Below are 24,211 nucleotides of genomic sequence, written 5' to 3'. Positions count from 1 at the left end.
ACTTACGAGTATGCTCATATCATACTGTAATTTCTATTTACCCTCATTTATTCATTTTCGTCTTCGTTGCTCGATTTAAGCCCCATGTTTTACTGGATTTGCTTACGAAATCATTGGGGTTTTGTTAATCTTTGAGTAAATACAATGGATAGATTTCTAGTGCCATATTTCCTAGACACCACGACGGTACATGACATCGAAAAACACATTCGATATGAGATTCGAGTGTCATTGCTTGCAAAGTCAATTCTCAGAAAAATGAAAATGACTTTCAGTAGGCAGACATTGGCTGAACTAGATAAGGCTTTTTTGGTCCGGGGATATAGCCGTGAATTGCAAATCAATGAGATTAGTTCTGTAGTGGTTTACGAACTATTTAATCGAGAATTCGACGTGGTGTTGGATGAGGGTATCGTTTACGACGCCTGGCACCATGCGTATCTTCTTGGTATGTGTCCAATTGAAAATACTGTTGCGCATTAGAAATGCCAGAAAGCACAATGGATTTCATGGTTATCCTTTCTACATTGGATTATTTGGTGATGATTGTGGTGTTGAGAAACCTCGTCGCTCAATCCTCGAACCACTACCTATACGTTGCTTTTAGGTCAATTGGCATTGTTCTTCATGAATCAGCTCGCTTGTTAACAGCAATGCGATTCAGACATTAAATTGTTGATTTTCAGCCTTTCAAACCAAATCAGATGGATCACACGCTAGGCTATGTCATTCACGGTTACCGGCCTTTATGGTTTTCACCAATCACCAATCACCAATCACCAATTCAGTAATTGGAATTGGAATTGCACCATTGTTTGCAGGAATAGGGGGTTCTATCTTGTGACTTCCCATCTAAGGCCCGATGTAGCGATTTATTTTTAGAAAAATCACTCTAAACGGCGATATAAGCCTCGTTCTTATAAATCTGATGGCAATATGCGAAGTTATCCTTATCTCTCCGTACAATGGTTATTTGACCGCTGTATGGTTATTTTAAGATATTCTATTGGCACATTGCGTGCCAAGTAAGGCCGATTTCTCTCAATTGATTATTGGATTGGTAATGTTAGTGTTCGGAATGGCTGCTATCGTAAGGTTATACTCTGAAGTGTTGAAAGTTACTCAATTACGGTTGTTAGTCGTAAACAATATATTTGGACTCGTGACACTCGCTTTAATCGTAATCCTTACCATTACAAAGATCGCTGAATTTTTCTGCAAGCTTTTTTCGATGTCGTATTCTTCTTTCAATAATAAAATGCCCCTTCTATAAGATCTATATAATTATAAAAAGATATTAAATATATAAAGATATAGGAAGCGTTACTACTGCTATTTAACCCTTAAAAATCAAGTGGTTGCGACGACAAAAAAATGTAAAGATGACAATTATTTGTCTTTGTCGATCAAATAGCTGTCATTGAGGATCGTTTTATTGTTATTCAAGATCGTTTTCTTGGTATTGAGGATCGTTTTATTGTTATTCATGATCTTTTTTTTGTTGTCACTTATCCACAAGCACAAATAATAAGCATTTTTTGAGGGGTAGTCGAAAAAATATACGCTTTCTTATGTTGTATTGCATATTCTTGTCATTAAAGATCGTTTTATTGTCTTCAAAATTACAAAAACTTGTCAACTTCTTAATTATCAGGCAAAAAATACCTATCTCTGCAATTGAATGGATCATTTACTTGGCGACTAAAGATCATTTTCTTGGCGTGACAAAAACTCCAAACTAATACGTTACATCAGCATTTGATGCTTTTAGCTGTTTAATTTTGTCTAAAAAGGCTTTCTTTTCGTTCTCAGCTTGCTCTTCCGGATCTTCGGCCTTGGCAATCTCTTTTTCTTCAATTACCTTGTAGATTTCACTTGCTGACTCGATATCTTCTAACACCATGTATGCTTCAGCTAAGAACTTTAAATCTTCGATTGACAGATATTCTTTCTTGATTAGTCGTCTGGTTTCCATGTCTTTGATGACGTCCTTAGCTGTAACCTCATCCATACTAACTTTGTTGTCTATCCACTTATAATGGAACTTAATCCCTGTTGTAGTTCGTCCTTTCTTAATAAGGCTATAACCGAGATCTCCTTTATCTCCCGGGAACAGCAATAACTCGTGTTTGCAAATTTTTGAAATTTCTTCAAACGAATCGGCGATACACCTTTTTATGAAAACACCTGTACTTTCAAGGCTTTTATAGGTGTTACTAATATTCCCCTTTTCATCGAATAAACCGAAATAGCCTTTTAATTCCATAATCGTAATTGGTCGCTGCTTGTACCCACTACTTTTAAAACGGCTGAGCACTTCATACAGGCGCTTACTGTATGTTTTTCTCAGCTTATACAGAGGTTTACGATTGATTAATGCATATCCATTAATCGAATAATCAATATACTGTTCTTTAAGCTCGTGATTGGGGGTGATTAAAAGTTTTGCGTCCTTGTACCTGATCCGAGACAAAATTGGAATGTAATCCCATTCACCAGTGTCCTTGTTTGCAAACCCTACTGTTCGCGCCGCTAGCCTGTCAGCGACAGGAGCAAGCGTTGTACTTAAATGGTTTGACTCTATATCGAACCATTCCGAAAGCGTTTGTGCTGGAAATTCATAAGTAGGACCTGGCTTTGAAGTATCCCAATGGTCTGCTTTCATGTGAGCAATCATTAAGTTAAAAATGTTTTGTTCATGAGATGTGAGACTCTGACGAGAGAAAATTAATTCATGAGACTTCTTGAACACATCTGGCATTGTTTCTTGCAGTCCCAATTCCACATGCTTAGAGTTGTTTTTTTTGTCAGCGCTTGTAGTCATGCTTAACCTTTGGTGTAAATAAGTTCTTGGACGACAATTAACGATGAATATTACATAATGTTGTCTTCATTGCAAACGTAAACTTGTCTGTTATAAATACATAAACTTGTCTTTTGTTTTACATAAACCTGTCAATCTGGATGAAGCCAACTCCGTAGGACTGCCATTCCAATACATCCGCTTTAGTCACCTATGTCACTGAAAAACATTTAGTTTATGTAAATGCAATCAATGGAGTTTCCAATAGATCACATTCTTGTCATTGAATCGATCATATTCTTGTCATTCATCACAAAATTATGCCAGAAATGTACCTTGGATTAATGGCTATGCCATTAATTTGCAAGGGTATTATTTAGTTGTGCTTACTAGTTATTGATTATTATGGTAACGCTCACTGTTTCAAACTAAATTACATAAACTTGTCTTTCAATTGATCATATTCTTGTCATTTATCACAGGATTACGTCTGTAAAAAAAAAGCGTTTTACGTGTATATCTATGATTATTAACTATAAATTATTTTTCAAACTATTTTGCATAAACTTGTCATTCAATTGATCATATTCTTGTCATTCATCAAGGTGTTTCGCTGGAAAACTTGAATGCTTACTTGTGTATGTATATGATATTTATGAAAAATATTTTATATGATTTACTGGATTACATAAACTTGTCATATCAGCACGCCAAATTCATGTAATATTCAAATTTTCCAGCGTATAATATTGTTTAATAAGGTTATTTTATTTTTACTATGTTTTAGGTTAACACTCTAACTAAAGGCCGCTTAAGATTGTTCACTCTGATTTAGTTATTATTTATCAGTCTCTTATGATTTTATTGGGAGGTTTTAACTACCAGGATATGCACACTAAAATTAAAGATCATTTTCTTGTCATCGCGAAATTTTGAACTTTTTTATAAATATGTATATAAATCAATTTGGTATAAGTAATTTTAGTTCGGGATGTCATTATTTAAGACAAGAAAATGTAATTAAGCCATGACTAAAGACAATTTAATGTCATTTAGTCTTGGCCATTGACAAGAAAATGATCTTTAACTCCAAATGACAAAAACATGTATTGTTTAGTTACACAGACCTCATTTTTTCAAACACTGACAACCTCGCCGCTTCTTTTACCCCGTTCCCCAAGCTGCGATACTTCTTCATTAACTCGCGGTCATCGGCGTCGGTAGAGAAAATCATTAAGGTTTCAGGTTCGAGTTCTAAGCGGCAAATCTCACTCATCTGTTTGTGAAAGATCATGATTTCTGAATAAGCGCCTTTCTTGGTATGGACTGATTTCATTTGGTTGAACTGTGCGTCCGTCGCTGTGAATGACTTCGTATTCTTGATTTTGTCTACGGATGATGGATCTTGACCCAGGAACAATTTCCAATCCGTGTTCGCCAAAATTGCTTGTCCAACAGCATTATTTGTTGCGTCCAAAAGGTTCTGTGTAATGACCCCACCAGATGCCCTTACTTTACGGAACTTACGGAATGCAGCCTGTAAGAATTCCCCAACGAATTCAATAAGAGCGCCTTTGTCACCGTCCTTATCGCCGGCCATCCATTGCCAAGCTTCCTCAAGCAAGAAGAGACTCTTGCGAGCAGTACCGCCTTGGAATATTTTGTGTTGGATTTGATTAATGATCCCCAAGATTACAACGAGCTGCAGATGCAAATCGTTCTGTAATTCTTCTAGCTCAACAACCACCAGCCGACCGTCAAAGTTAATAGCGGGGCGCTGGTCTGAAAACAGATGTCCATACACGCCACCTTCAGCGAAAATCTTTAACTGTTTACCTATTTGGCGCATGTAATCCTCTGGATGCTGCAAACAGCGCTCAACAAAAATAGTTACTGTGGATTTTTGACCCAACTCTTTCCACATATCCGTGAGCATTGTCATCATCTCGGCACGTTGTACTTCAGACACACCATGCTTCGGTGCAGCCATAGCCTTAAACATGGTTAAGATCATTGGGCCTTGCCCGTCATCACCTGTCCATTCGTGTATTGAGGGAAACGGATTAAGGGAGAATTTGAAATTGCTATCAAACGATATAAATTGGCTATCAACGAACATTTCTGCGAGGTTCTGATATGAGCGTCCACTATCAAGAATGAACACCTGAGCACCGTCATCAAATTCCTCTATCTCATATCCCTTTTGATGCGGTAACCGGCGCAATGACCCGCCTGTTTTGACTCCTGAATTGAGATAGCAGTTTACGATGTAGTTCACCAACACTGATTTACCTGATCCCGTTGCCGCACTCAGTAAGAAATTGTACCCACCGTCGGTTTTAAATAAATCCCAAAAGAATATCTGTCCGTTTCGGGTGGCTAACGGAACAATAGGGAGGTTTGTGTTGCCCTTCCAATTACTCATGTGGGGAGTTAGGAATACCAATGCTTCCGATGAATAAATTGAATGCCGTCTAAAGTTGGCGTATCCCTTGTCCATCATGCAAGGTATGTTTTGCAGAAACAGTGGCCCTGTCAGTACCGATTCTTTCGTAAACGTTATTCGTTTCCCATCAAAGTAGCGCTTCATTTTTGCAACGGAGCGTTCGCTTCTCTCTTCAGAGCACGAAAATACGATGACATGAGTACCTGAGTTAACAACCTTAGCCGCGCGTTGATCAATTTCCGTCCAAAGCTGGTCGTAATCTCGTTTCTGATCCGCAAGGCCATGGAACCATTCAAGGATTTTGCCTTTGGCTTGCCCTAGTAACCATTTTCGCCCCGCTCCTATATCACTCTTGGCTTTGCCTTGTTCTGGATAATGAATGAGAGTAGATATCATAAATGGATCACCGTGAGAAACGGAGCCAGTCTGCCAGTCACCCACCAAGTCAAACATTTGCCCGTAGTAAATTTCATCTGGCAAAGAGGTTAAAGACATAATTTTTATGTGAGTTTGGTTATCTTCTTCAAAGATTATTTTCCCCTCACTATTCACATCCTTTGGCTTACCGGTCACGATCCCATTAGGCGTGAAGTGAATGATGTTGCCGTTTTCAATAATCTGCTCAGACATTGACAGGCTTGCATTAGGCTTTGCATTGATATTTCGCCAAAGAGCATCTTTGGATGAATTGAATAGTGCTTGTAGGCGCCATAACAAGTCTGACGGTTGTAACTTTCTAGGTCCAAAACCAACACCCTTTAAGCTTTCTTCTAAGTCAAGGATCAATGCTCTAAAGCGTTTTTCTTCACGATCGTTTGCGAGTAATTCCGATGTAGGCACTCTAATCGTCACCCAAAACTCAAAATCTCTAAGGCGCCCACCGTTGTGCATGTCTTTGAATACTTTGCTTTCCAAATCTTGAGCCAATGACTCTGCCATCGATGTGGTCAGTTCATTGTCATTACCCATCATTCGATTGCCGCGTGTTAGTTCGTATTGGCTAATGAAATACCCTATGTCCGGCAAAGCAACCAATTGAGTTTGAATAGTGGTGTCTGCAGGGAAGTCCTTTTTATATATGGCATCCCAAGTGTTTTTTAGCTCTTCATTGCAACCCGGAGTAGGCTGGCAGCAAAAGACCACGGCCATTCCGCCGCCTTCCATTATGAAATAATCGGTTTCATAACCTATAAAACCAAACATTTCGTCAATTTTGTCGTAATTTGAAAGTTGGCGGATTTTATTGAAGTAACTAGAAAAAACACTCATCATTTAATTCCTTGTTTCTCTGTTACGCCTAAACTACTTGAGCCCTGTTTTGTGTGGGCCTGACGTCGTTCTTCTTCTTGGGTAAGCTGCTGGATTTGTAGTGGGACTATTCGGCCTGGGCGGTCATTAGCTTGCTCACCTACCAACCATTTCTTTGGCGCAACTTCGACATAAACAAAGCCCGGCATGTGAAGATCACCGTCTGAGTCTGTCCATGCTGCAACTAATATCCGCATTGTTTTAGGTTGTTGGATAACGGCTAATGGCTCTGGTGCTAATGCCATCGGGGATTGTCTGTGTACCATGAGTTGTCCATGTTCATCTTGGACGCCAGTAACCGCGCCGAACGTTCTATTAAGAGGCTCAGGGACTAATTCGGCTTCTGGCATTGTGTCATGGCGAAGATGCGATAAAGGCTCATAGACTTCGTTTGTTGCATGACCTTTATCTATTGAAACAGTTTGATTGGTTTCAGCATTTATATTTGGTTTAACAGGATTATCAGATAGGAAGGAATCATCTCCATCTGTCATAGCTGCGTTTGTTTCAACTTCTTTTTCTTCTACTGGTTTTTGAATTTTACCCATAGAGACATTGAGCCCCTCAAGGTTTGACCTGTCATTGGTTAAGTCATGTATTTGTCGAGCTGATGAACAAGCCGCGCCTTTTGAGTCGTTAGGACATGAAAATTCATCTTCTCCAACCTGTAGTGAACAACCAGAGCTTAGAATGCTTAACGCGAATGGAACTATGATGGCTAAATTTCTCATTGAAAGATTTCCTCAGCATTGGGTGTAGGCTGTGTTGTTGTAGAATCGCTGGTAACTGGGGGTGATTGTTTTTCAGTAACAGCAGGTTCTTTGGGTTTGTTTTCTAGCCATTCCTGTTGTTTTTCTGGAATACCTGCGTAACGACGCCCATCTGTACGGACGAAATAGGGTACTTTATTGATGTCCAAGTACATGGCCATGAGCATTGGAGTCATGACTTTTTTCAAATCTTCTTCTGAACATTCTCGTTGTCCAATACCCTCAACACTCCCAGTAGTGAGCACTTGAATACTGTCCGTTGTAGAGTATCCACACCAAGCTTTCATCGCTGAATTGATAGAAGCTTTGTCGTGCGGCATGATTATTAAATCAAGATTGACTTTAAACGGGTCAAGGTTGCTTAAAAATTCTTGAGATTCTTTTGATGTCGGACTAACGAATACTCTGGCTTGCTTTGCTATGTTTGGGTTACCAAATGGGATGACCGCCATTTGATTCATTAGTGTGCCGTTAGCAAATGAATCTAAGTTAAGTAGCCACGTATCATCTGCTTGTTTAGCCGTTTTTACGGGAGTCATGTTCCATAAGTCTTTAATTTCCCCATCAATAAGAAATCGACCATTGGAAGATATAAACATAGGGGGCTTACCTTTGAGCTGTATAAGCATTACGTTTTTAATTGGCATCATTCGCACAATTTCAACATCGCCCAATTCGCTCATCATTTTTTTTACTTCGTCAGAAAAACTTGTCTCTACCGAGGTTTGAGAGTCTTTCATCTTGGCAGCTTCTTCGAGATCTAATGCCATTGTCATCGGGCTATTGATTGTCAAAGCTAAAGCTATTCCAGTGATCCATCTCATCCTGCATTCTCCAATGTTTGAAGTAATTGTTGGGGAGGTTGGTATCCGGGCAGCATTTCACCATTGGGTAAAATGATGGAAGGGGTGCCACTGATGCCTAAAGACTCCCCTAAGTGATACATCTTATCTACAGGGTCAGTGCAGGCTTTGGCCACAACCGGGATGTCATTTTTTGATTTCGTCAATGCTTCTGCTTGGTTCTCTGAGCACCAGACATTTCTTAGGAGAGTGGCCATTTCTGATTTGACACCACCGCGAGGGAACGCCGCATAAGCGATGGTGATGCCCAGTTCATTGTATTGCTGTATTTCTGAATGGAACTTGCGACAATAGCCGCATGTTGGATCGGTAAAGACTGTCACACGATATTTTTCACTTTTAGCAGGGAATAAGATTAGATCACCTTGGAGTACCGCCATTTGCTCGTTAGCAAGTTCTCGCTGCCTAATCGCCGTCACATTCATTAATCCATCTGAAAATTTGTGAAGTGAGCCCGAGAAAATGTATTTGCCATCGTTAGAAGCATAGAAAATCCCTTTTTCTGACTCAATTTGGTAAAAATCAGCAAGAGGGGAGTCTGTTACTTTGCTGACTTTAAATGGCAGCAGGTTTTCGAATTTTGCTTTTACCTCATCTTTGGCTACATTGGCCGCAAATGATGGTGCGGTTATGGCCATGCTTATCACGGTTGCCAGTATCTTAACGTTTGATATTTTCATTTCTGCCCCTCGCTAATTAAGTTGGGGCATTATCACTCATGAAAACTTCACAGTTTTCTGATTCAGGAACGATTTTCGTCGCTGAACCAAATTTATGGGGCTTTAGTGTGTGAGAAAATCTCCTTCCATCGTAATGACCCGATGATTTTTCAGATAGAGAGGTGGTAATGAATAAAGGCGTGGAAATGGATGTTGCAGTGGTAGAAGATCCGGATCTAATATCGTCCAATTCGTACCTAAAAGTGTTGCAGATTTACTTTGTTAATTTATCCGCTTTCAGACGTTTTGTTGGGGCTACGCGGACACAAAAAGAGCTTAAACATAAAATAAAGGCATACTTATCTAGATGTAATAATCTCTACTTACTAAATCGTTCTCCTATCCAGTTGCAAGTCGACAAGTTGGTTTTGCTCCAGTTGGCACTTACATTAAACGATGACTTAGCTGCGTAATAAGAAGGCCGGTGTTCATCTCGGCCTTATCTTCTGATTATTGTCCCGTTAAGCGTTCCAAAAGTTCGCGCTGTTGTTGTTCGCGCTGCTTGTACTGTTCTTCGTTAACAATTCTAGGGTTTTGAATATTCAATTGCTGAAGATGCGCCCTGAGATCGGCTATATCATTAATTTTCATATTATTACTTTGGCTTTTAAATAGAAGAGCATCTTCGTTGACCGCCACGATATTACTTTTCTCAAGTAAAATTTTGAGAATATCCATATACTCTAGCTGCGTCACAGTGTCGTATCCTGACATCGAAAAATGCCCCGCAAGATCTTTTGTGTTGATGACCTTTATCGTGGGCTTTTGCGCTATTTCACTTCTTAACTGAGCGATTTCATCATGCAGTGGTTTGATTTTGTAATCGACGATATTCAAAACAATGAAAATTCCGCCTATCAACATGATGAAAAGTGCAACACTGTAAAAGTCTGATTGTTTTTCTGTTACTTTACGGCGTTCAGTGGTCGTTTCTGGATCTGTGTTATTCATGCTATTTCCCTATTTTAAGTGCAATACCACGTTGAACGATAAAATCCACCTCACGACCACCCAACACTTCAACAACGGGCCATGAAGCATCAACCAGTTCTAAATAATATTTTGCTATCATATCAAATGAAGTGCTGGCACCATTTAGTGCCGCTGATTGGCCCATGCTTGTCCAGTCGGTTTTTTGGAAGATAGATTCATCCCCAGGATTGGTATTCAGCACATTGATCGATTGCGGCGCCGCGGCTTTAGATAACCCTGATAAGAATCCTGCTGCCATTGCATTACCCATTAACCCGCCAGATTTGGTCACTAACTTGCCATCTATTCCGTTCTTACCGTCTCTACCTACAGCATAAGCGGTCAAGGGTACCTCAATAGCTTTGCTGTCCTCAGTGATACAAGACAATGTTTCTGCGCGAATGAAAGCTCTAGCCGTCGCAAGATCGCCAACCGCGGTCCCAATGACGAAACATTCTCGAATATCAAGCGTGTAGTTGTTGGGCATGAGAGCGTCGTGCTTAACTCTGATTAAGATTGGCATAGGCATTTTGCTTTGTTGACCTCCCGATGTCGGGGCATCAACACCATTAAGCAACGTACCTGTGAGTATTGAACCTGCAGACAACCAAGAAGAAATATCTTCCGCTTCTTTTTTACTACCCTTATCTACCACTGCTGCACTTTGGGCATTGTTGTTAACTGTCTGCGAGTTTTCTGTGACTGTGACTAACTTGACCTCTTGCTCTTCGATATGACCAGTTTCCTTTACAGAGCGCACTTTTCCTTGGGTGACGGTACGTAAAATATTACCTTTGATAATTGGCTGTCTCGTTATTATTTGTGTTTGAGGCCGCTCAACTATTTGGGCTACATTCCCATTTTGATCATGACGGATTATGGTCCCATCTCCACCAGCTTGTGTACCAGCAGATTGCACATTCTTGTTGCTGGCCAATTCGCTTTTAAGTTGTTCAATTAATGTTTTTTGCTGGTTAATTTCATTTCGGAACTTGAACATCTCCATTTCTATCTTTTTTTCACGTTCTTTAAGTCTATTTTCCTGCGCGAATGCCGCCAATTCACGGTTTTGTGAGTCGGCAGCTAATTGATCAAACATCTCCTTTGTTTTTTTCTCTTCCATTTGAGAAACTTCTGCAACAGAGAATAGCTCGGTGCCGTTGTCTTTTTCATTGTTCACCACAGGCTTTTTGGTTTGGGTGAAAAACAATGGCACTAAAAAATACAGAGCGCAAAGAACCACTGCCCATATCACTATTTGTCGCTTTTTGGGGTCTTGCCAAAACTCTTTAACAATTATCTTGGACATTATTCACCTCCCGTTAAACCAAGTTCTTCTGCGCTTATCTGTCTACGACGGTTATTTTTCTCATGTTTTTCTATGTAAAGCTTGTCTCTTACGATATACACCTCAGTTGACTCTCCAGGCTGTAATATCGATTGGTCAATAAACGCCACGGCTAACGTATCTCGTGTTAGACATTGTTCTTCTTTGATTTGATAGGCGTATGAAGTATGGTTATACATAACAACGACATCGATATACTCTCTTGAGCCGGCATAACGCTGTGCTGTCTTTTGCCTTATGGCCACAGAACATGGTTTTACTAATGTTGAAGGTACTTCTGTTGATTCGGTGAACCCTGGTGGAATGCCGTTTTGAGCGATAGGCAACAACATCGACTTTAATCTTGTGATGTGAGAAGCTGTGTTTAGATGTTCTTCCGTAACACTGGATAATTCATCAATCTTCTTTAGACGCTCTCTTTCACGCTCTCTTTCTGCGATTTTATATTGCTGATCTGCGGTTAAATCAACATCCACATTGACCATGGCTGGCGGGTTATTGTCTGGCTGTAGCACCAACGATATAGCGGTTTCTGGCAAACCTTCTTCATACACCATAATCCCCACAGGAACCATTGAATTGGTTGTAATATAAATATAACCATTCGATGCCTCAATGATGGATTCTTCATCGGAAGTGCGAATTGCTACCATGGAGAAATTGGTCTTAATGCGGTTCATTAGTCCAGCTGCAACCGCCACAGCAATATTTTCTCCGGGTTTCAGATGGTAGTTTTGAACGGGCTTGTATTGTGCTTGCAATTGGTTAGCAAAACCGCCTTCTGTGCCAGATTGTATCGGGCGCCCATACAAGTCTGTTTTGGCCGCTGCCTGCGACGATGGACTGTCTTCTGGTACTGCCGATTTAAGAGAGTCAAAAATGAATGATACAGGGCTAGAACTCTTATTTTCGATGCGTTCTGGCGGTAAGCGTTCATTCGATGTGTTGACGGGAAGTACAAACTCATTTATGGGGTCACTTTCAGGCACAGCTAAAACCGTGTGGCTCATCATTGCACAGAACAGTAAAGACAAATTTAAGCACTTATTTATTTGTTTCATTTGGAACTTCCTTAACTTGTGAACCTGATTCTATAAGCCCTTCACGCATATCTGAGGTCAGCTCTGGTATCGTGTCTTCAGATGGTACGGTGCGTTGACGGGTGTTCGGTTTGCCCGGATATTGTTTGAAGTAAGATATTTTTGGCATACCACTTGCGACCCCAATTCTGAATTCATACGTCCATGTTTGAGTCATCGGGGCTTGCCCTGGCAGTGTGATTTCTCTTGAACCCCAAATCCAAACAACATCTTGATGTTCGTCGAAATAGATGTCTTCTATAACAAATCGTTGCTTCAGTTTTCTGGCATTAATAATCGAGACTTGACGATCTATCTCATCTTGGAATTGTTCGCGTAAATAAGGTGTCGAACTGGCAAGGAACCGCTCTTTGACAAAATTGATGTTTGTCTTACTGATATTTCCGATTAATTCCGCAAATGCCGTCGCGTGTCCTTTTTTGAATGATGCGTTGGCCCAATCCCCTTTAACTTCTATAACTTCGGTGATCGGTACATTAGGTAATACCACAGCCCCAGGCTCAAAGGTGGCGAACCGAATAGCAATAATTAGCAACGCTATGCTCAAAATCAGGTTACTAAGCAAGCTAACATTTCTTGTCGAAATTGCGTCGCCAATAGACTTTCGGATTTCTTCTGCATTACCCATCATTGATTTCATTTTATAAACTCTCTTTTAAGTGGATCAGGTACGGTGAAGCCTAGTTTCAGTGGCATGACTCCCCAATACCAAAGAACGTGTTCTACATAACCTCTCGGGTGATTTTCACTAAAGTAACTCGTGATTTTGAAATACATGATCGCGAAGATGGATGCCTCAAAAACGGCTCTGAATGTGTAACCCAGTGCGAGCGCAATCGCGATAGGTATGAATTGATCAAGAGTAAAGAACAAAACCAATAATGGTTTGTTTACTCGGAACGGAATTCGATAAGTGCTCATTTCAAGTTGGCCCATGTGTTAGTAGGGGATTTGAAATGTATTTTGACATCCAATAAGAGGTAGGTTGTTTGATTCAGCGTTAATATTCGTCGCTGAAACAAAAAAGGCCGTTAGATATTGAATTATCTAACGGCCTTGCATCAGTTTGTGAACTTGATAGTCTCGATTTTAGATTGTCGCTGTCAGGAAGATGTTGATGATTGCAACGGACTGACTCAATAACATACCGCCGATAAAAGCGCCTACGGCTAAATAATAGTTCTGCTTTAAAACATTGAAAAGACTAGCGAAAAACGCTAATAGCGTAATGATTTTTCCTGGGACACCATCAGCCCAACCAGAAATTTCCGTCCAAATAGAAGTAAAGGCCGCACCACCAGAACCAGCTTGAGATTCAAATGATAGAAGCATAACAAGCGCAAAGGCAATTATGAGGCCCAATAGCATCATTTGCTTGTCGCCAGCACTTACTTTTTCAAACTTGGGTAACGCAATTGTGTTTTCCATGAATCAATCCTCAATGGTTTGTTTAAATAAATCCATAACTAATTTACTCTCTATTAAATGCAGTCAACTTCGTTTCAGATGCAATATTCGTTGTTCAAATAAATTTTTAAGGTTTTCGATGTTTTTTTAGCTCATTAATGCTTAAAACTGGGACGAAAATGGATTTGATATGAAAGCCCCAAGGTTGAACGTGCTCTTTGAGTAGGTTTGGTATTTGCGTCCAAACACTGACTCTAAGGCCGCTTGGGTTTCAATGGGGTTACTGGTTATATCGACTAAACCAAATGCAACTGCGTCGCTGCCTGTCCATGCCAAACCTGACCACAAGATTTCAGTATCAACTTTCAGCTTATCTCCGCGCCCAAGCAGTACGTCATTCTTAAACTGTTCAAAGATTGGTTGTAGAATTTTGTCTTTGATGATCTGTTGTTGATTTGAATCGATGGCTTTCCAAGGGTTAAGCGCGTCTTTTAGCTCACCACTCGTGATAACGGTGTTTGTTATGCCTAATTTCCCCGCTAACTCAGACCAGTTAAGTGCATCCATCCTCACACCAATGGAGCCAACCAACGATGCTCGCTGTGCTATGATGACATCGGCGTTAATCACAGCCTGAATGCAGGCTGAAGCACATTGTTTAGTAATAACAGCGATAATCGGCTTTCTTTCTAGATCACCAAATAACTTCCCGGTCTTTATCTCTTCAAACATCACTGAAGGATTTTTTATCGACTCAAGAATTGTCGCCCTAACGTCTTGCGATAACGGCGCTTTCCATTGTTTATATTTAACGATGACTTCATTAATTGTCTGTGAGTCGGTCGGTGCCCCCCCCGGACTGTTCGCCTCGATTACGATAACCTTGGCCTTTTCATTTTTCATGGCTGCTAAAATGTGGTCTGTTATCTTTTTCCCGTTACCGGTATCTTCTTCGCTACCTATTTCCCCGCTTATTTGTACTACAGCAATGTGCTCTTCTTCATGCTCTATAAGGCTGACCAAATTGCTCACAATTCCTATCAAAATCACCCCGCCAAGAAGCATTAGCTTCCCATAATTAGTGCGCTTATAGATGGTTAAATGTTGGTTTAACAGATTGACTAGCTCTGGCTGGTTATTTTGAGAAAGCATGATTTCTAACTTCCTATGCTACTTTCATATAGTTTTGGATAATATTCTTGAACGCTACACCCGTCAGAATGAGCATCAACACCGGAAACCAAGGCGCTTTTTGTCCTAGAATATTGGGGATTAACATATAGCAAAAAGTGAAAACGATAATGTACACAATCGAACGTGTCCATATACGTGAGCTCTTAATGGATATTTGCTTGGGCTCATACATGCGGATTTTTCTGATCATGTATCCGTCATAGATTAAGGCGAAAAAAAGCGGCACCATGACCCAAATCCAGTATTTCATCATCGTCATCCGATATACCATTTGGTAGCTCATAATGTGGATGTTGTTGACTACTCTCTGCAGAACAAAGTCACCCTTGTACTTCTCTACTAACTCCTTAATTTTGAAGTTACCCTTCGGCAAAAGAGTATCCTCAACCATTTTTTGCAGACCACTATCGATGTACGATTGTCTGTATGACCTTTCTACTTGCAACGTGACTTCTAACCATCTGGATTCAGTCATTAATGAAGACAATGATTTTACTTCAACCTCCATTTCTCGTTGAAAAATGCTGCTTGGGACCATAGTTAAAATAATAAATAGACTCACAGTAAAAATAAGTAGCATGAGTGTTAGTAGCTTTGTTACACCATGGTCTTTAATGAGTTCTGACATCGTGTTTACCTCAATGCATCACTAAGTTAATGATTGGCTCAGTGAATAAACGGTCTGTTGATTAGGAAGGGGTAAACCAAGAAGGTTAAGATGCCTCCGGTTGAATACGTGTCTTGCTAAAAGCATTGAAATCGCTTCATTTGAAATTTTTGATTGTTTTTCTATGAATTCAACTTTTAAGCAATTGCAAGATTTAGTGCTCGTACCGTCAGAAAAACAATCACATTTCTTGGGTTTTTTAGCTTTGTTTACAGAGGTTTTGAAATCATTAAATGTCTGTGATACACAGTCCCAAAACATAGTTTCATCATTGCCAATATCCACCGACACTTTGTAATTAGCGACTTTATAAAGATCATGTAACACCGATTTTGCAAATTGGGTGCATTGTTCCTCATATCCATCTTCTTCGGCTCGATCCCACGCTAACATCGCTTTAAGCAAAATAACGTCGATGATGGGAGTGCTATGATTGATCAAGTATTTATTACCTCCCACCAAATCTTCTAGTCGGTTAACAATCTCGCTGATCCCTTCATTCGTTTGAGTTATCCGAGTGATATCCATTACTAACCTCTAATGATTTGCAGTTTGCATTTCAGCTTTTGGCCATTTGATAGTCGCGCTACATATTGCAACTTGGGTAAGTCACCGATTAACGATGTCGGAAACATATCCTCTCTGGTTTTGGTTATGTTCTCCTTATACCCGCCGCTGAATTCTGTTAAACCTTGCCCTGTGGCTGATTGAATTGAGTATTGAATCCCAACGTCACTGATGTTTGTTTGACTAAATTGTTTAGCGACATACTCTTGCGTTATCGTATCGGTAACTTTCATGCTGAAAAAATTATTACATAACCCTAAGTAACGGTTAGCCGTTGCCTCGTCAGTCATATCGATAAGGTCAGGGATAGTTTGAGTAGATAGTACAAATTGGCATTTCGCGGCCCGACCTTGAGCAAGGTTGTTTATCAAACTATCGTTCCCAGCAACTGCAGCATGTACTTCATCAACCAGAATAGATATTCGACGTTCTTGTCCAGAACCATAGTTATATCTGTCGCCTAAACATGACGAAATATCAGCTAGAAGTAACTTGGCTAGATGTCCTGCCGTTCGTGGGTCGTTCATCGAGTTAAGTGCACAATAGATAATGCCCCCATCCATGATCACTCGTTTTATATCGATGACTTCAATATCATCCTCTCGATTTGGGGATAACAGCTTGTCCAGAGGGTTACTGCATAATACTTTGAATAGGGGAAATACACTCGCAAGCATTTTTTGAGCATGTTCATGGTTGTGTGTCACAAACTGAATAACGTCATCCACGGCTGCAACCGTTTCTTTACTCGGTATTTTTTGGTTGTAGTAGTTCAACATCCCTTGCAATGGTGAATCGCCCATCCCCAACATCTGATCTAATTTTTCCGCTTTCCAGTGCATCCCATATTTTTTTTCATAAAATTTGCATAATACTTTTTCGAGCAATTCTGATTTACCCGTTCGCATGTAACGATAGATCTCAGTCAATTTTGGGCTTTCTGTGCAATAAATCATTCCGTCAGTGACCTGTGAAATTGTTTGCCAGCCGAACTCGATGAATGAGTCTGTTGCGCCACTGCCAGACTTTAATAAGCTTGCGATACGAGTAGGGATTTCTGAAGGTGTTGCAAAGTTTTTGAGAATGTCAATTGCACAAGATTCACTTGGTCGAGCTGGGCAGAACTCATAAAATTTATGCTCAATTCCTAATTTCTTTGCTTCGGCACGTAAACCTTCTTTTAGATTTTTATCGTCTTTGGGATCAATCACTACGATAGAATTTCCCATGTGCATAAAGCCAGTGCCTAGCATTCTCAATAATGTAGTTTTGCCTGAACCTACTACCCCGGATATAAAACTATGGCCAAAGAACGTTTCTTCATTAACGATTATGGGCTTATCTTCGCCGATGGCGTGTATCCAAGTTTTGCCACCCATGCTTCTAGTGTGTTTCTGGTATTTGTAAACCAAAGGCTTCAAAGCAAACGGCAACTCCAATTCCCGTAAATCTACCGACATATCGAGAATTTGATATGCGCGTTGTGCGTGTTGTGGCCCCCATTCAAAGCCGGTACCAATATACATTTCTCGTTTATCTTCATATTTGAAGTTTTCAACTTTGGAATTGAAATCCCACTTGTTGATGTAGCGCAACAATTCAATGTCAATGAACTCTAATTTGTTTATAAATAATTTTAGTTGCTGACGCATTTTCGGGTAAACGCTGATCAATTTATACAGACCAACACCCATTAACCCACCAGATATAATCGTTGGAATGTCTATGGCACTTGTGCTGAAATCACCTACTTTACTGACGATACCTGTCACCACGCCGGCCCCGACATACACATACGCAGCATTCAACTCATAAAGCGGTCTAAACAGGCTTTCGATGTAAGTAATATTGTTTCTGTTATTCATTGTTTTCCCTTAGTTTCCACTTCAATTCGTCAAGTTGAACCTCCGTCATTTTGGCGGTAATTTCCCCTTCGTTGGAAATATTTGCTTTAACACCTTGAGCCCGGCAAAATTTGGTTAACTGGGATGTAGACATTTCAGGACATCCTTTTTGAAGTTCTGCGAGTAATTCAGGGTATGGCATGTCCCACTCATCTCCTGCCTGCCGAACATTGTGAGGGTCTCCGTAATCATCATCTGGCGCGGTCGGTTCGTCTGTTTTCACCACTCCGGTAGGTTTATCAGTCTTGGCGCTTTTATCTTCGATTATCTCTATTTGTGAATTTGGTTTTTCTTGACCACTCGCAACATCTTCTTCATTGTTCGATACTCCCGAGTTACTTTGATTTCCATTTTCAATATCTACCGTTGGTACTACAGTGCAAAAATGAATTCCCACCTCATCGCTGAGTAATATGTAAGTCACCTTTTTTCCGTCCTTCATTAAAACGGAAGCGTCCTTTTTTTGTTCGTTTTTCTTGATTAGCTTCAGGTAATTCAGTGCGTTTAGCAGTTGGGGCAGGCTTTGATTGGTGTGTTGAATTAAAAAATCAGTGTCGACGCAAACGGATTCCCCTTCCATCCATAAATAATGCTGATTGGCCGATTGCATTAAGGCTAAAAGCGCAGCGTCCACAGGCTTTAACATGCGATTCTTTATGACCCAAGGATATTCAGGGTTCAAAGCAGAAGGTGCGGAGTCCATTTCACTTGTTGCAGTCTCGTTCTGAACTAATGACTTTGTGGTTGTATCAGGTACGGGACTCAATATCTCCGCAACGGGCGCTGTAGTGTCAGGTTTGGGATTTGAATTCTCCACTGCAGGAATTACCCCCTCAGGTTTTGGGCTCGCTTTGGCCTTAGGTTTGGCTTTTGGTTTGGCCTTTTGCTTTGGTTGCACCGATTCTGGTTGTGACTCGTCAGCTGAGTTAGCCTTGTCATTTGCTTGCGGTAACTCATCATTGTTATTCGTCGGATGCTGTTCTAACGGTTTTTCGCTAGATGGCTTGACCATGCCATGCGTCGCTGGCTGAAGCTGTTCTGAATTAGCCGTATTCGATTGCGATTCAGACGGCATAACGAGTTTGTGACCTTCACGGTTATAAATCTGGTACACGTTGGATGATTTGGCAGTGTTATATCTAAGGGCGCCAAGCACGTTACTTGGTATAGGATTATCACCAATAACAAAGTTAGGCCACTCGACCATAATCACTGAAACGGGTGAAACTTTGCTTAATGGTCCGTTTTTTAATTCGGTAAACTGTTTAACATCTTCCTCAGTAAACTCGCCTAAATACAAGCTAGCATAAGTGCTTTTATCACTGACCATTGAAAGGATGCGTTTATCGAGCAAAATCGAAATGAGTGCCTTGGATGATGTCGGGAGCTTAATACCGTAATCGATACACTTCTTGATGACTTCATTTATCGGTCTATCACCTGCAATGAAAACTAATCCGTTAAATACAAATAAGTCGGCGCCTGGCTTGTTTACCACCCAGTTCAAGTACAAAGACCTCATAGCATTGACTACGCCCATTGTGATGGATTTTTGGCGTGATGAGTCGTGCAGCCACACTCGCGCATAGTCTTCATACGTCGAGTCCGAGTCTGCTTTTCTGACAGCGTTAAACAGATAGCCTTTGTATGAGTGATAATGTACTAACGTCTGTGTAATCATTGAATACAGGTCATCATGCGAGCCTAACAAGTAATTTTTTGCAGATTCGTTTAGTACCAGAGGAAGGAAGTGGACGGAATTAGTTTCATGATCTCTATTCAGTCGCTCTTTCTGATGAACAACAGTGTACTCACTAATGTCGCAACGTTTTGCCCAATCAAATATTGATTCGTTAAGCGGCCTCCAAATGTCACCATTTGAACCGATTACTTGCACATTAGAAATAATTTTTCCTGAATCATGCAATAAGCCACACACCCACGCTGCAAATTCATACCGTGGGCGTCTTGCTTGGTCTTCATCAATTAATCCCATTTCGTCCAGCATATAACTCATTGCATTCTGTAATGCCTTTATTGAGACATCTAAAGAGTGCTCTAGTAATCCACCTATATACTGGTGATGATCCATTTCGGAAGCGGGTATTAAGTGACAGTACCCGATGTAAGAACGTATTGTGCTTTCCACTAAATCAACAAAATTAAACTCGCAACCTTGGTGAATTAAACCAACGTCCCTTTCTATTTGGCGAATTTTTGATAATTGTCTTTCAAGCAATAATTCTATATCTACAATAGGGATTGATGCCGCTTTAAGTGGATAATGCAGAACGGCATCTAATCTCTGTTCATCTTTGTGTGGACGTGTTGATTGACTAGCCCACACATTATCAATACGTGATAATAACGAACTCAACATCATTTTAAATTTGTATGCACGTATTGATAAAGTTGCCATCACACTTCCTCTGTTAAACCATTATCATCATTACTTTCGGTTATGGATGTTTCATTATCAATTTTAGATTTTTTAATGTTTACCACATTATTTTTCTTTTCAATTAAATCAGGGTACAAAGTAAATACACCTTTGTTTAACCCTTCAATAAAGAATATTGGAGAGAATTGTCCTCCGTCTCGTTTACCCGGCTTTGTTACTTTAAAGATTTTCGACGCAATATTATTAAGGACCAACAATGCTTGTGTGCGAGAGGTCTGCTCTATTTCTTCATCCCACGGGCATGAAAGAGATATAGTTTCAATTTCATCCATTATAAAATCGATTTGAGAAACCAAATTGATAATTTCTAAATGACTTTTATGAATAATATTAACAGGAATAGTCATGTCAGGGTTTTTTATGTCTATAAAGCTAATGCCTGGAATAATTTGTTCTTGAAGCGCTTCGAGTGAAGCCATTAGGCTTTCAGTTTCCAACTTAGCCGCCGAAACAATATCGTTTTCAAACCACTCTTTAATCATGTTGTGAGTGGTTTTATTTGCAGAACGACTTGTCATTTTGAATAGTTCGCCTAAACGATACATGGCATTATTAAGCGTGCCTCCTGATTGGCCGCGCATATAGAGGTATATTGATTCTGATTTAAGTTGCATTTCAGCAACACCTGTTTTTCTTCTTACTGATTCAACAACGTCTTCCTTGCTTTTTTTGATACTAGGCATCTTCTATTCCTCACATTAGTGTTGGGATAATTTTGTTTAGGTTGGTAATTTGGTCGGCCAGCATTGCTAGTGCCTTACGAATTTTCTTAAATAATGGTTCGTATTTATCGAATAATACTTTTTCCCATGTGTTAGCGTGTTTGGACATGACAGACCAAGTAAAACCTGTTCTGACATTGGGTTTAATTTGTATTCCAGAACGGGGATTCTGGAATTTCCTGTAAGGCGTTTGCTTCCAATCCCACCATTCAAGATATACTCGGTGCGTGTTCTTGAGCTTCTTCAGCCTTGGCGCAATTCTTCCCGCTCTCTGATAACCTTCCTGGCTTGGTTGCAAACCAGATGTCACAATCTTTTTATTCTGCTCTTTCCACTCGCTCCAGTAACCATCCACAAGTAGCTGCGCTCTATCTACGAGCTCGTCATAGAGACTCGATATCTCAACCAACGTTTTTTTTACATTCTCTGACTCAATGGACATTTACATCATTCCCCCCTTCAAAGCTGTCGGATGAGAATGCCACAGAAAAAGGAAGGTCAACTTCATTTCAGATGCAATTTACGTCGCTGAAACAGATATTGAGGGGTTCTCATCGCACAATAGATCCGGAGGTATCTTTCTAAAAAGAAGGGTCTGATATGTTGTTTTATCCAAGATAACTACCTGTTGGAAAAGCATTGCATTTTCCAACTAGACATACTTTCTTAATCTCATGATTGAACGCCGACGGCTGAGCTTGCCGTTTTAAATGGTGGTCATTGGAAAGGACTACCTTCGAAAATGTGCTTACAGCGTTTCCCTACACCTTCTATTAAATCGTTTCTGAACGTTTCCATAACTGTCTTTCAGCCATTCATTTAATCACCGATGCTGCACATCGTGTACGGAAGTTGTGGGTGTAGGGATGGGTCTTCTAACCTTAATCTTGAGTGACTGGAAGTGTTCTTTGCAATATTGGAATGTTCTATGAATTTTGCAGCTTTTTTCCACATTGGAAATGCTTTGCGTGAAAATGAGTGTTTTTCGTATTTTATCAAGATGTTGTGAGTATTGCTGTTCGTTTAAATTCGCACCTGTACCATTTCGGGAGAATGTTGAATGCCATTCTTAATGTCCGTATATCTTCTATATTTTTGAGATAAGAAAAAATTGTTCAAATACGTATGTTTCTATTTACAGATGCAAGTTTAATTGGTAGGAATTTAAGGTTTATTTATGGCTTCTGCCTACGTCTTTAATATTTATGAAAGTCTTCTTTTATCAGTTTATCGTCCTGTATGCTATTGACTTCATTGCCTCCAACGTAGCTATGTTCCTTTGTTGTTTCTTTGTTGGAAAAATAAAGACTATTTATCGAGAGTTTTCCAACTGTAAATCTCTCTCCGCCACCACGATTTAAAGTCTTGTAAATCAGTACCATAGCTGTGATACCGCTTTCGATTTATAATGTATCTTTACTTTTTAGTGTGATCGATTCCTATTTTTTTAACAAGTATTTCGTAATAGCATTGATTACACAAACAGGTGTATGTAAACTTGGCGAAATCAGTCAATGGCAACCACATAATTAATCTATGACTAACAGGTCAGGCTTTTATAAATCATTGTTCTTTTCACAGCAGATATATTTGATTGCACTGCACGAGTTTGCGAGTCTTCATCCAAATATCTGTTGTGATTTATTTGATATGAAAAGTTCTCACGTTTCAGTGATGGTTAGCCATAGCGAGGATGAATGGGCGGGTTTTGTTGCTGGATTGAAAAGCTGGATATTGACGCCAAGAAAGGACATTACAAACACTTGTCTTTTCGATTATTGGTTGAACAATATTCATGCCGAAAAATCTATAGCCAATCAAATAAACTCAAGAATTGCATTGGGCAAAAGAATAACTCATAGCATTAATGGATTAGAAACAATGTCGAGGTGTCAGTCATCGATAATGATGAATATTTGCATGTGTGCTGAGTTTGACCCGTTATTCGCCAAAGGGCTTTTGTTTTTGAGTGATTCAACGATAAACACTATACAAAAAAAATTCCCTATTTCGAATAAATTGCACTTTAATGACCCGCTATTGCCGTTGTTTGTTCTAAATAGAAATCTAGATTTTACTAAACTGTTGAACCTCGGTGCGATAGGGTATGCGAATGTTGAGCAATCTCTATTTACGATGGCTTCATAAACTTTAACTTTTGAGGGATTATCATGAGGCAACCAACGGATGTGTCGCTTGTTCAAAACTATTCATTAGCAAGGCGTCTACATGAATTAGGTCTAATGCCAACCATTATATCTAAATACGTACCTGGCACAGCTTCATTAGTTAGAACATTTAATGATGCAAATCCTGATGTATCATTCTCAAGAGGATATTCTAAGACATGGGCAAGGTCTAATCGTGGTTTCAAACTCTCGAATATTCTTTTTAGAATGTATGGTTTGGTTTCAGGTGATCCAACCTTAAAAAAAGGTATCAATATTTGTTATTTAGCGTCTGCATGGGAAGTTGCTGTTTATCAATATCCTGAATTATTGGAAGATAAGATTTGCGACATTTCTAGATTTGCCTATATGCTTCAAAAAGTAGCTTCTAACGAATATTTAGTTTATTCGTGCTGCTCTAGTAATTGTAATAATAAATTTGTTATCCACGAAAATTGTGAACGAACACATTGTTGGGCTTGTGAAGAAAACAAATTATTGAAAAGTAAAAAAGCAAGCGATTCATTAGAACTAGCGGATGCAAATGCTTCAAGACGACTCCATCACTTCTCACAACAAAATCATCAAGACGTTTACTCTGATACGGAAATGGTGTCTAACTTATTCCTTTTATTGTGTAAGCCTAAGCAAGAAGAATATATTCCCGCAGATAGTTTAAGTGAACCATTAAGGTTAGTGTCTTCGAGATAAACAAAACAAGCTACTTCGGTAGCTTGTTTTGTTTCCATTATATTAATTTTAATACTAAATTTTTCTGTTGTTACCTTTGAT

At 39.8% G+C, this 24,211-nt stretch carries 20 protein-coding genes; 2 read left to right on the top strand and 18 right to left on the bottom strand.

The features are described from left to right. Nucleotides 1–1,738: 1,738 nt before the first annotated feature. The 18 genes from L5M28_RS05725 to mobI form a co-directional block, all read right to left on the bottom strand. Complete coding sequence (locus tag L5M28_RS05725) at nucleotides 1,739–2,824, bottom strand: replication initiation protein (protein ID WP_263185313.1); 1,086 nt, start codon at nucleotides 2,822–2,824, stop codon at nucleotides 1,739–1,741. Between the two features lie 1,096 nt (nucleotides 2,825–3,920). Next, the gene (locus L5M28_RS05720; protein ID WP_263185314.1) at nucleotides 3,921–6,518 is read right to left on the bottom strand and encodes a TraC family protein; all 2,598 of its coding nucleotides are present in this window, start codon (nucleotides 6,516–6,518) and stop codon (nucleotides 3,921–3,923) included. Beyond that, a complete protein-coding gene (locus L5M28_RS05715) occupies nucleotides 6,518–7,288 on the bottom strand; it encodes a TraV family lipoprotein (RefSeq protein ID WP_263185315.1) in 771 nt (256 codons plus the stop codon). The genes L5M28_RS05720 and L5M28_RS05715 overlap by 1 nt, the downstream gene beginning before the upstream one ends. After that, a complete protein-coding gene (locus L5M28_RS05710) occupies nucleotides 7,285–8,151 on the bottom strand; it encodes a hypothetical protein (protein ID WP_263185316.1) in 867 nt (288 codons plus the stop codon). The genes L5M28_RS05715 and L5M28_RS05710 overlap by 4 nt, the downstream gene beginning before the upstream one ends. Next, nucleotides 8,148–8,870: a thioredoxin fold domain-containing protein gene (locus tag L5M28_RS05705; protein ID WP_263185317.1), complete on the bottom strand. Its 723-nt coding sequence runs from the start codon at nucleotides 8,868–8,870 to the stop codon at nucleotides 8,148–8,150. Before L5M28_RS05705 ends, L5M28_RS05710 begins: the two co-directional genes overlap by 4 nt. A gap of 489 nt (nucleotides 8,871–9,359) precedes the next feature. Next, nucleotides 9,360–9,860 carry a hypothetical protein gene (locus tag L5M28_RS05700; RefSeq protein ID WP_263202707.1) on the bottom strand — a complete coding sequence of 167 codons (501 nt, stop codon included), beginning with the start codon at nucleotides 9,858–9,860 and terminating at the stop codon, nucleotides 9,360–9,362. Between the two features lies 1 nt (nucleotide 9,861). Then, nucleotides 9,862–11,190 (bottom strand): TrbI/VirB10 family protein, encoded by a 1,329-nt coding sequence (locus L5M28_RS05695; RefSeq protein WP_263185319.1) that lies wholly within the window; start codon nucleotides 11,188–11,190, stop codon nucleotides 9,862–9,864. Beyond that, nucleotides 11,190–12,290, bottom strand: coding sequence for a type-F conjugative transfer system secretin TraK (locus L5M28_RS05690; RefSeq protein ID WP_263202705.1), 1,101 nt, complete (start codon nucleotides 12,288–12,290; stop codon nucleotides 11,190–11,192). Before L5M28_RS05690 ends, L5M28_RS05695 begins: the two co-directional genes overlap by 1 nt. Beyond that, nucleotides 12,274–12,969, bottom strand: a complete 696-nt coding sequence (locus L5M28_RS05685; protein ID WP_263185321.1) for a type IV conjugative transfer system protein TraE — start codon at nucleotides 12,967–12,969, stop codon at nucleotides 12,274–12,276. The genes L5M28_RS05690 and L5M28_RS05685 overlap by 17 nt, the downstream gene beginning before the upstream one ends. Further along, nucleotides 12,966–13,250 (bottom strand): type IV conjugative transfer system protein TraL, encoded by a 285-nt coding sequence (gene traL / locus L5M28_RS24195; RefSeq protein ID WP_218679028.1) that lies wholly within the window; start codon nucleotides 13,248–13,250, stop codon nucleotides 12,966–12,968. Before traL ends, L5M28_RS05685 begins: the two co-directional genes overlap by 4 nt. A gap of 168 nt (nucleotides 13,251–13,418) precedes the next feature. Beyond that, on the bottom strand, nucleotides 13,419–13,757 hold the full coding sequence (locus tag L5M28_RS05680) for a hypothetical protein (protein WP_263185322.1): 339 nt from the start codon (nucleotides 13,755–13,757) through the stop codon (nucleotides 13,419–13,421). A gap of 141 nt (nucleotides 13,758–13,898) precedes the next feature. Continuing rightward, entirely contained in the window at nucleotides 13,899–14,888 is a 990-nt protein-coding gene (locus tag L5M28_RS05675) for a S49 family peptidase (RefSeq protein ID WP_263185323.1), read from the bottom strand. Between the two features lie 13 nt (nucleotides 14,889–14,901). Next, entirely contained in the window at nucleotides 14,902–15,558 is a 657-nt protein-coding gene (locus tag L5M28_RS05670) for a DUF4400 domain-containing protein (RefSeq protein ID WP_263185324.1), read from the bottom strand. A gap of 21 nt (nucleotides 15,559–15,579) precedes the next feature. Continuing rightward, nucleotides 15,580–16,125, bottom strand: coding sequence for a hypothetical protein (locus L5M28_RS05665; protein ID WP_263185325.1), 546 nt, complete (start codon nucleotides 16,123–16,125; stop codon nucleotides 15,580–15,582). A 2-nt stretch (nucleotides 16,126–16,127) separates the two neighbouring features. Next, on the bottom strand, nucleotides 16,128–18,029 hold the full coding sequence (gene traD, locus L5M28_RS05660; protein ID WP_263185326.1) for a conjugative transfer system coupling protein TraD: 1,902 nt from the start codon (nucleotides 18,027–18,029) through the stop codon (nucleotides 16,128–16,130). After that, nucleotides 18,022–20,487 (bottom strand): MobH family relaxase, encoded by a 2,466-nt coding sequence (gene mobH, locus L5M28_RS05655; RefSeq protein ID WP_263185327.1) that lies wholly within the window; start codon nucleotides 20,485–20,487, stop codon nucleotides 18,022–18,024. The genes traD and mobH overlap by 8 nt, the downstream gene beginning before the upstream one ends. Continuing rightward, nucleotides 20,487–21,212 (bottom strand): hypothetical protein, encoded by a 726-nt coding sequence (locus L5M28_RS05650; protein WP_263185328.1) that lies wholly within the window; start codon nucleotides 21,210–21,212, stop codon nucleotides 20,487–20,489. The genes mobH and L5M28_RS05650 overlap by 1 nt, the downstream gene beginning before the upstream one ends. 10 nt (nucleotides 21,213–21,222) lie before the next feature. Beyond that, nucleotides 21,223–21,693 (bottom strand): conjugative transfer protein MobI(A/C), encoded by a 471-nt coding sequence (mobI, locus tag L5M28_RS05645; protein WP_263185329.1) that lies wholly within the window; start codon nucleotides 21,691–21,693, stop codon nucleotides 21,223–21,225. A 1,148-nt stretch (nucleotides 21,694–22,841) separates the two neighbouring features. On the opposite strand from mobI, the gene L5M28_RS05640 reads away from it, so the two are divergent. Together L5M28_RS05640 and L5M28_RS05635 are read left to right on the top strand one after the other, a co-directional pair. Then, a complete protein-coding gene (locus L5M28_RS05640; RefSeq protein ID WP_263202703.1) occupies nucleotides 22,842–23,399 on the top strand; it encodes a hypothetical protein in 558 nt (185 codons plus the stop codon). Nucleotides 23,400–23,422: 23 nt separating this feature from the next. Then, on the top strand, nucleotides 23,423–24,130 hold the full coding sequence (locus L5M28_RS05635) for a hypothetical protein (protein WP_263185331.1): 708 nt from the start codon (nucleotides 23,423–23,425) through the stop codon (nucleotides 24,128–24,130). Nucleotides 24,131–24,211 lie beyond the last annotated feature (81 nt).

The sequence above is a fragment of the Shewanella sp. SW32 genome, assembly GCF_025653365.1.
GTDB lineage: Bacteria > Pseudomonadota > Gammaproteobacteria > Enterobacterales > Shewanellaceae > Shewanella > Shewanella oncorhynchi.
This window is presented reverse-complemented; position numbering and strand designations above follow the sequence as displayed.

Bases quoted from the DNA above. Each gene is read 5' to 3' on its own strand.
- L5M28_RS05635 (WP_263185331.1), top strand. From the start codon at position 23,423: ATGAGGCAACCAACGGATGTGTCGCTTGTTCAAAACTATTCATTAGCA.
- L5M28_RS05665 (WP_263185325.1), bottom strand. From the start codon at position 16,125: ATGGATATCACTCGGATAACTCAAACGAATGAAGGGATCAGCGAGATT.
- mobI (WP_263185329.1), bottom strand. From the start codon at position 21,693: ATGTCCATTGAGTCAGAGAATGTAAAAAAAACGTTGGTTGAGATATCG.
- L5M28_RS05690 (WP_263202705.1), bottom strand. From the start codon at position 12,290: ATGAAACAAATAAATAAGTGCTTAAATTTGTCTTTACTGTTCTGTGCA.
- L5M28_RS05675 (WP_263185323.1), bottom strand. From the start codon at position 14,888: ATGCTTTCTCAAAATAACCAGCCAGAGCTAGTCAATCTGTTAAACCAA.
- L5M28_RS05725 (WP_263185313.1), bottom strand. From the start codon at position 2,824: ATGACTACAAGCGCTGACAAAAAAAACAACTCTAAGCATGTGGAATTG.
- L5M28_RS05695 (WP_263185319.1), bottom strand. From the start codon at position 11,190: ATGTCCAAGATAATTGTTAAAGAGTTTTGGCAAGACCCCAAAAAGCGA.
- mobH (WP_263185327.1), bottom strand. From the start codon at position 20,487: ATGGCAACTTTATCAATACGTGCATACAAATTTAAAATGATGTTGAGT.
- traL (WP_218679028.1), bottom strand. From the start codon at position 13,250: ATGAGCACTTATCGAATTCCGTTCCGAGTAAACAAACCATTATTGGTT.
- L5M28_RS05720 (WP_263185314.1), bottom strand. From the start codon at position 6,518: ATGAGTGTTTTTTCTAGTTACTTCAATAAAATCCGCCAACTTTCAAAT.
- L5M28_RS05680 (WP_263185322.1), bottom strand. From the start codon at position 13,757: ATGGAAAACACAATTGCGTTACCCAAGTTTGAAAAAGTAAGTGCTGGC.
- traD (WP_263185326.1), bottom strand. From the start codon at position 18,029: ATGAATAACAGAAACAATATTACTTACATCGAAAGCCTGTTTAGACCG.
- L5M28_RS05715 (WP_263185315.1), bottom strand. From the start codon at position 7,288: ATGAGAAATTTAGCCATCATAGTTCCATTCGCGTTAAGCATTCTAAGC.
- L5M28_RS05650 (WP_263185328.1), bottom strand. From the start codon at position 21,212: ATGCCTAGTATCAAAAAAAGCAAGGAAGACGTTGTTGAATCAGTAAGA.
- L5M28_RS05670 (WP_263185324.1), bottom strand. From the start codon at position 15,558: ATGTCAGAACTCATTAAAGACCATGGTGTAACAAAGCTACTAACACTC.
- L5M28_RS05710 (WP_263185316.1), bottom strand. From the start codon at position 8,151: ATGAGATGGATCACTGGAATAGCTTTAGCTTTGACAATCAATAGCCCG.
- L5M28_RS05705 (WP_263185317.1), bottom strand. From the start codon at position 8,870: ATGAAAATATCAAACGTTAAGATACTGGCAACCGTGATAAGCATGGCC.
- L5M28_RS05700 (WP_263202707.1), bottom strand. From the start codon at position 9,860: ATGAATAACACAGATCCAGAAACGACCACTGAACGCCGTAAAGTAACA.
- L5M28_RS05685 (WP_263185321.1), bottom strand. From the start codon at position 12,969: ATGAAATCAATGATGGGTAATGCAGAAGAAATCCGAAAGTCTATTGGC.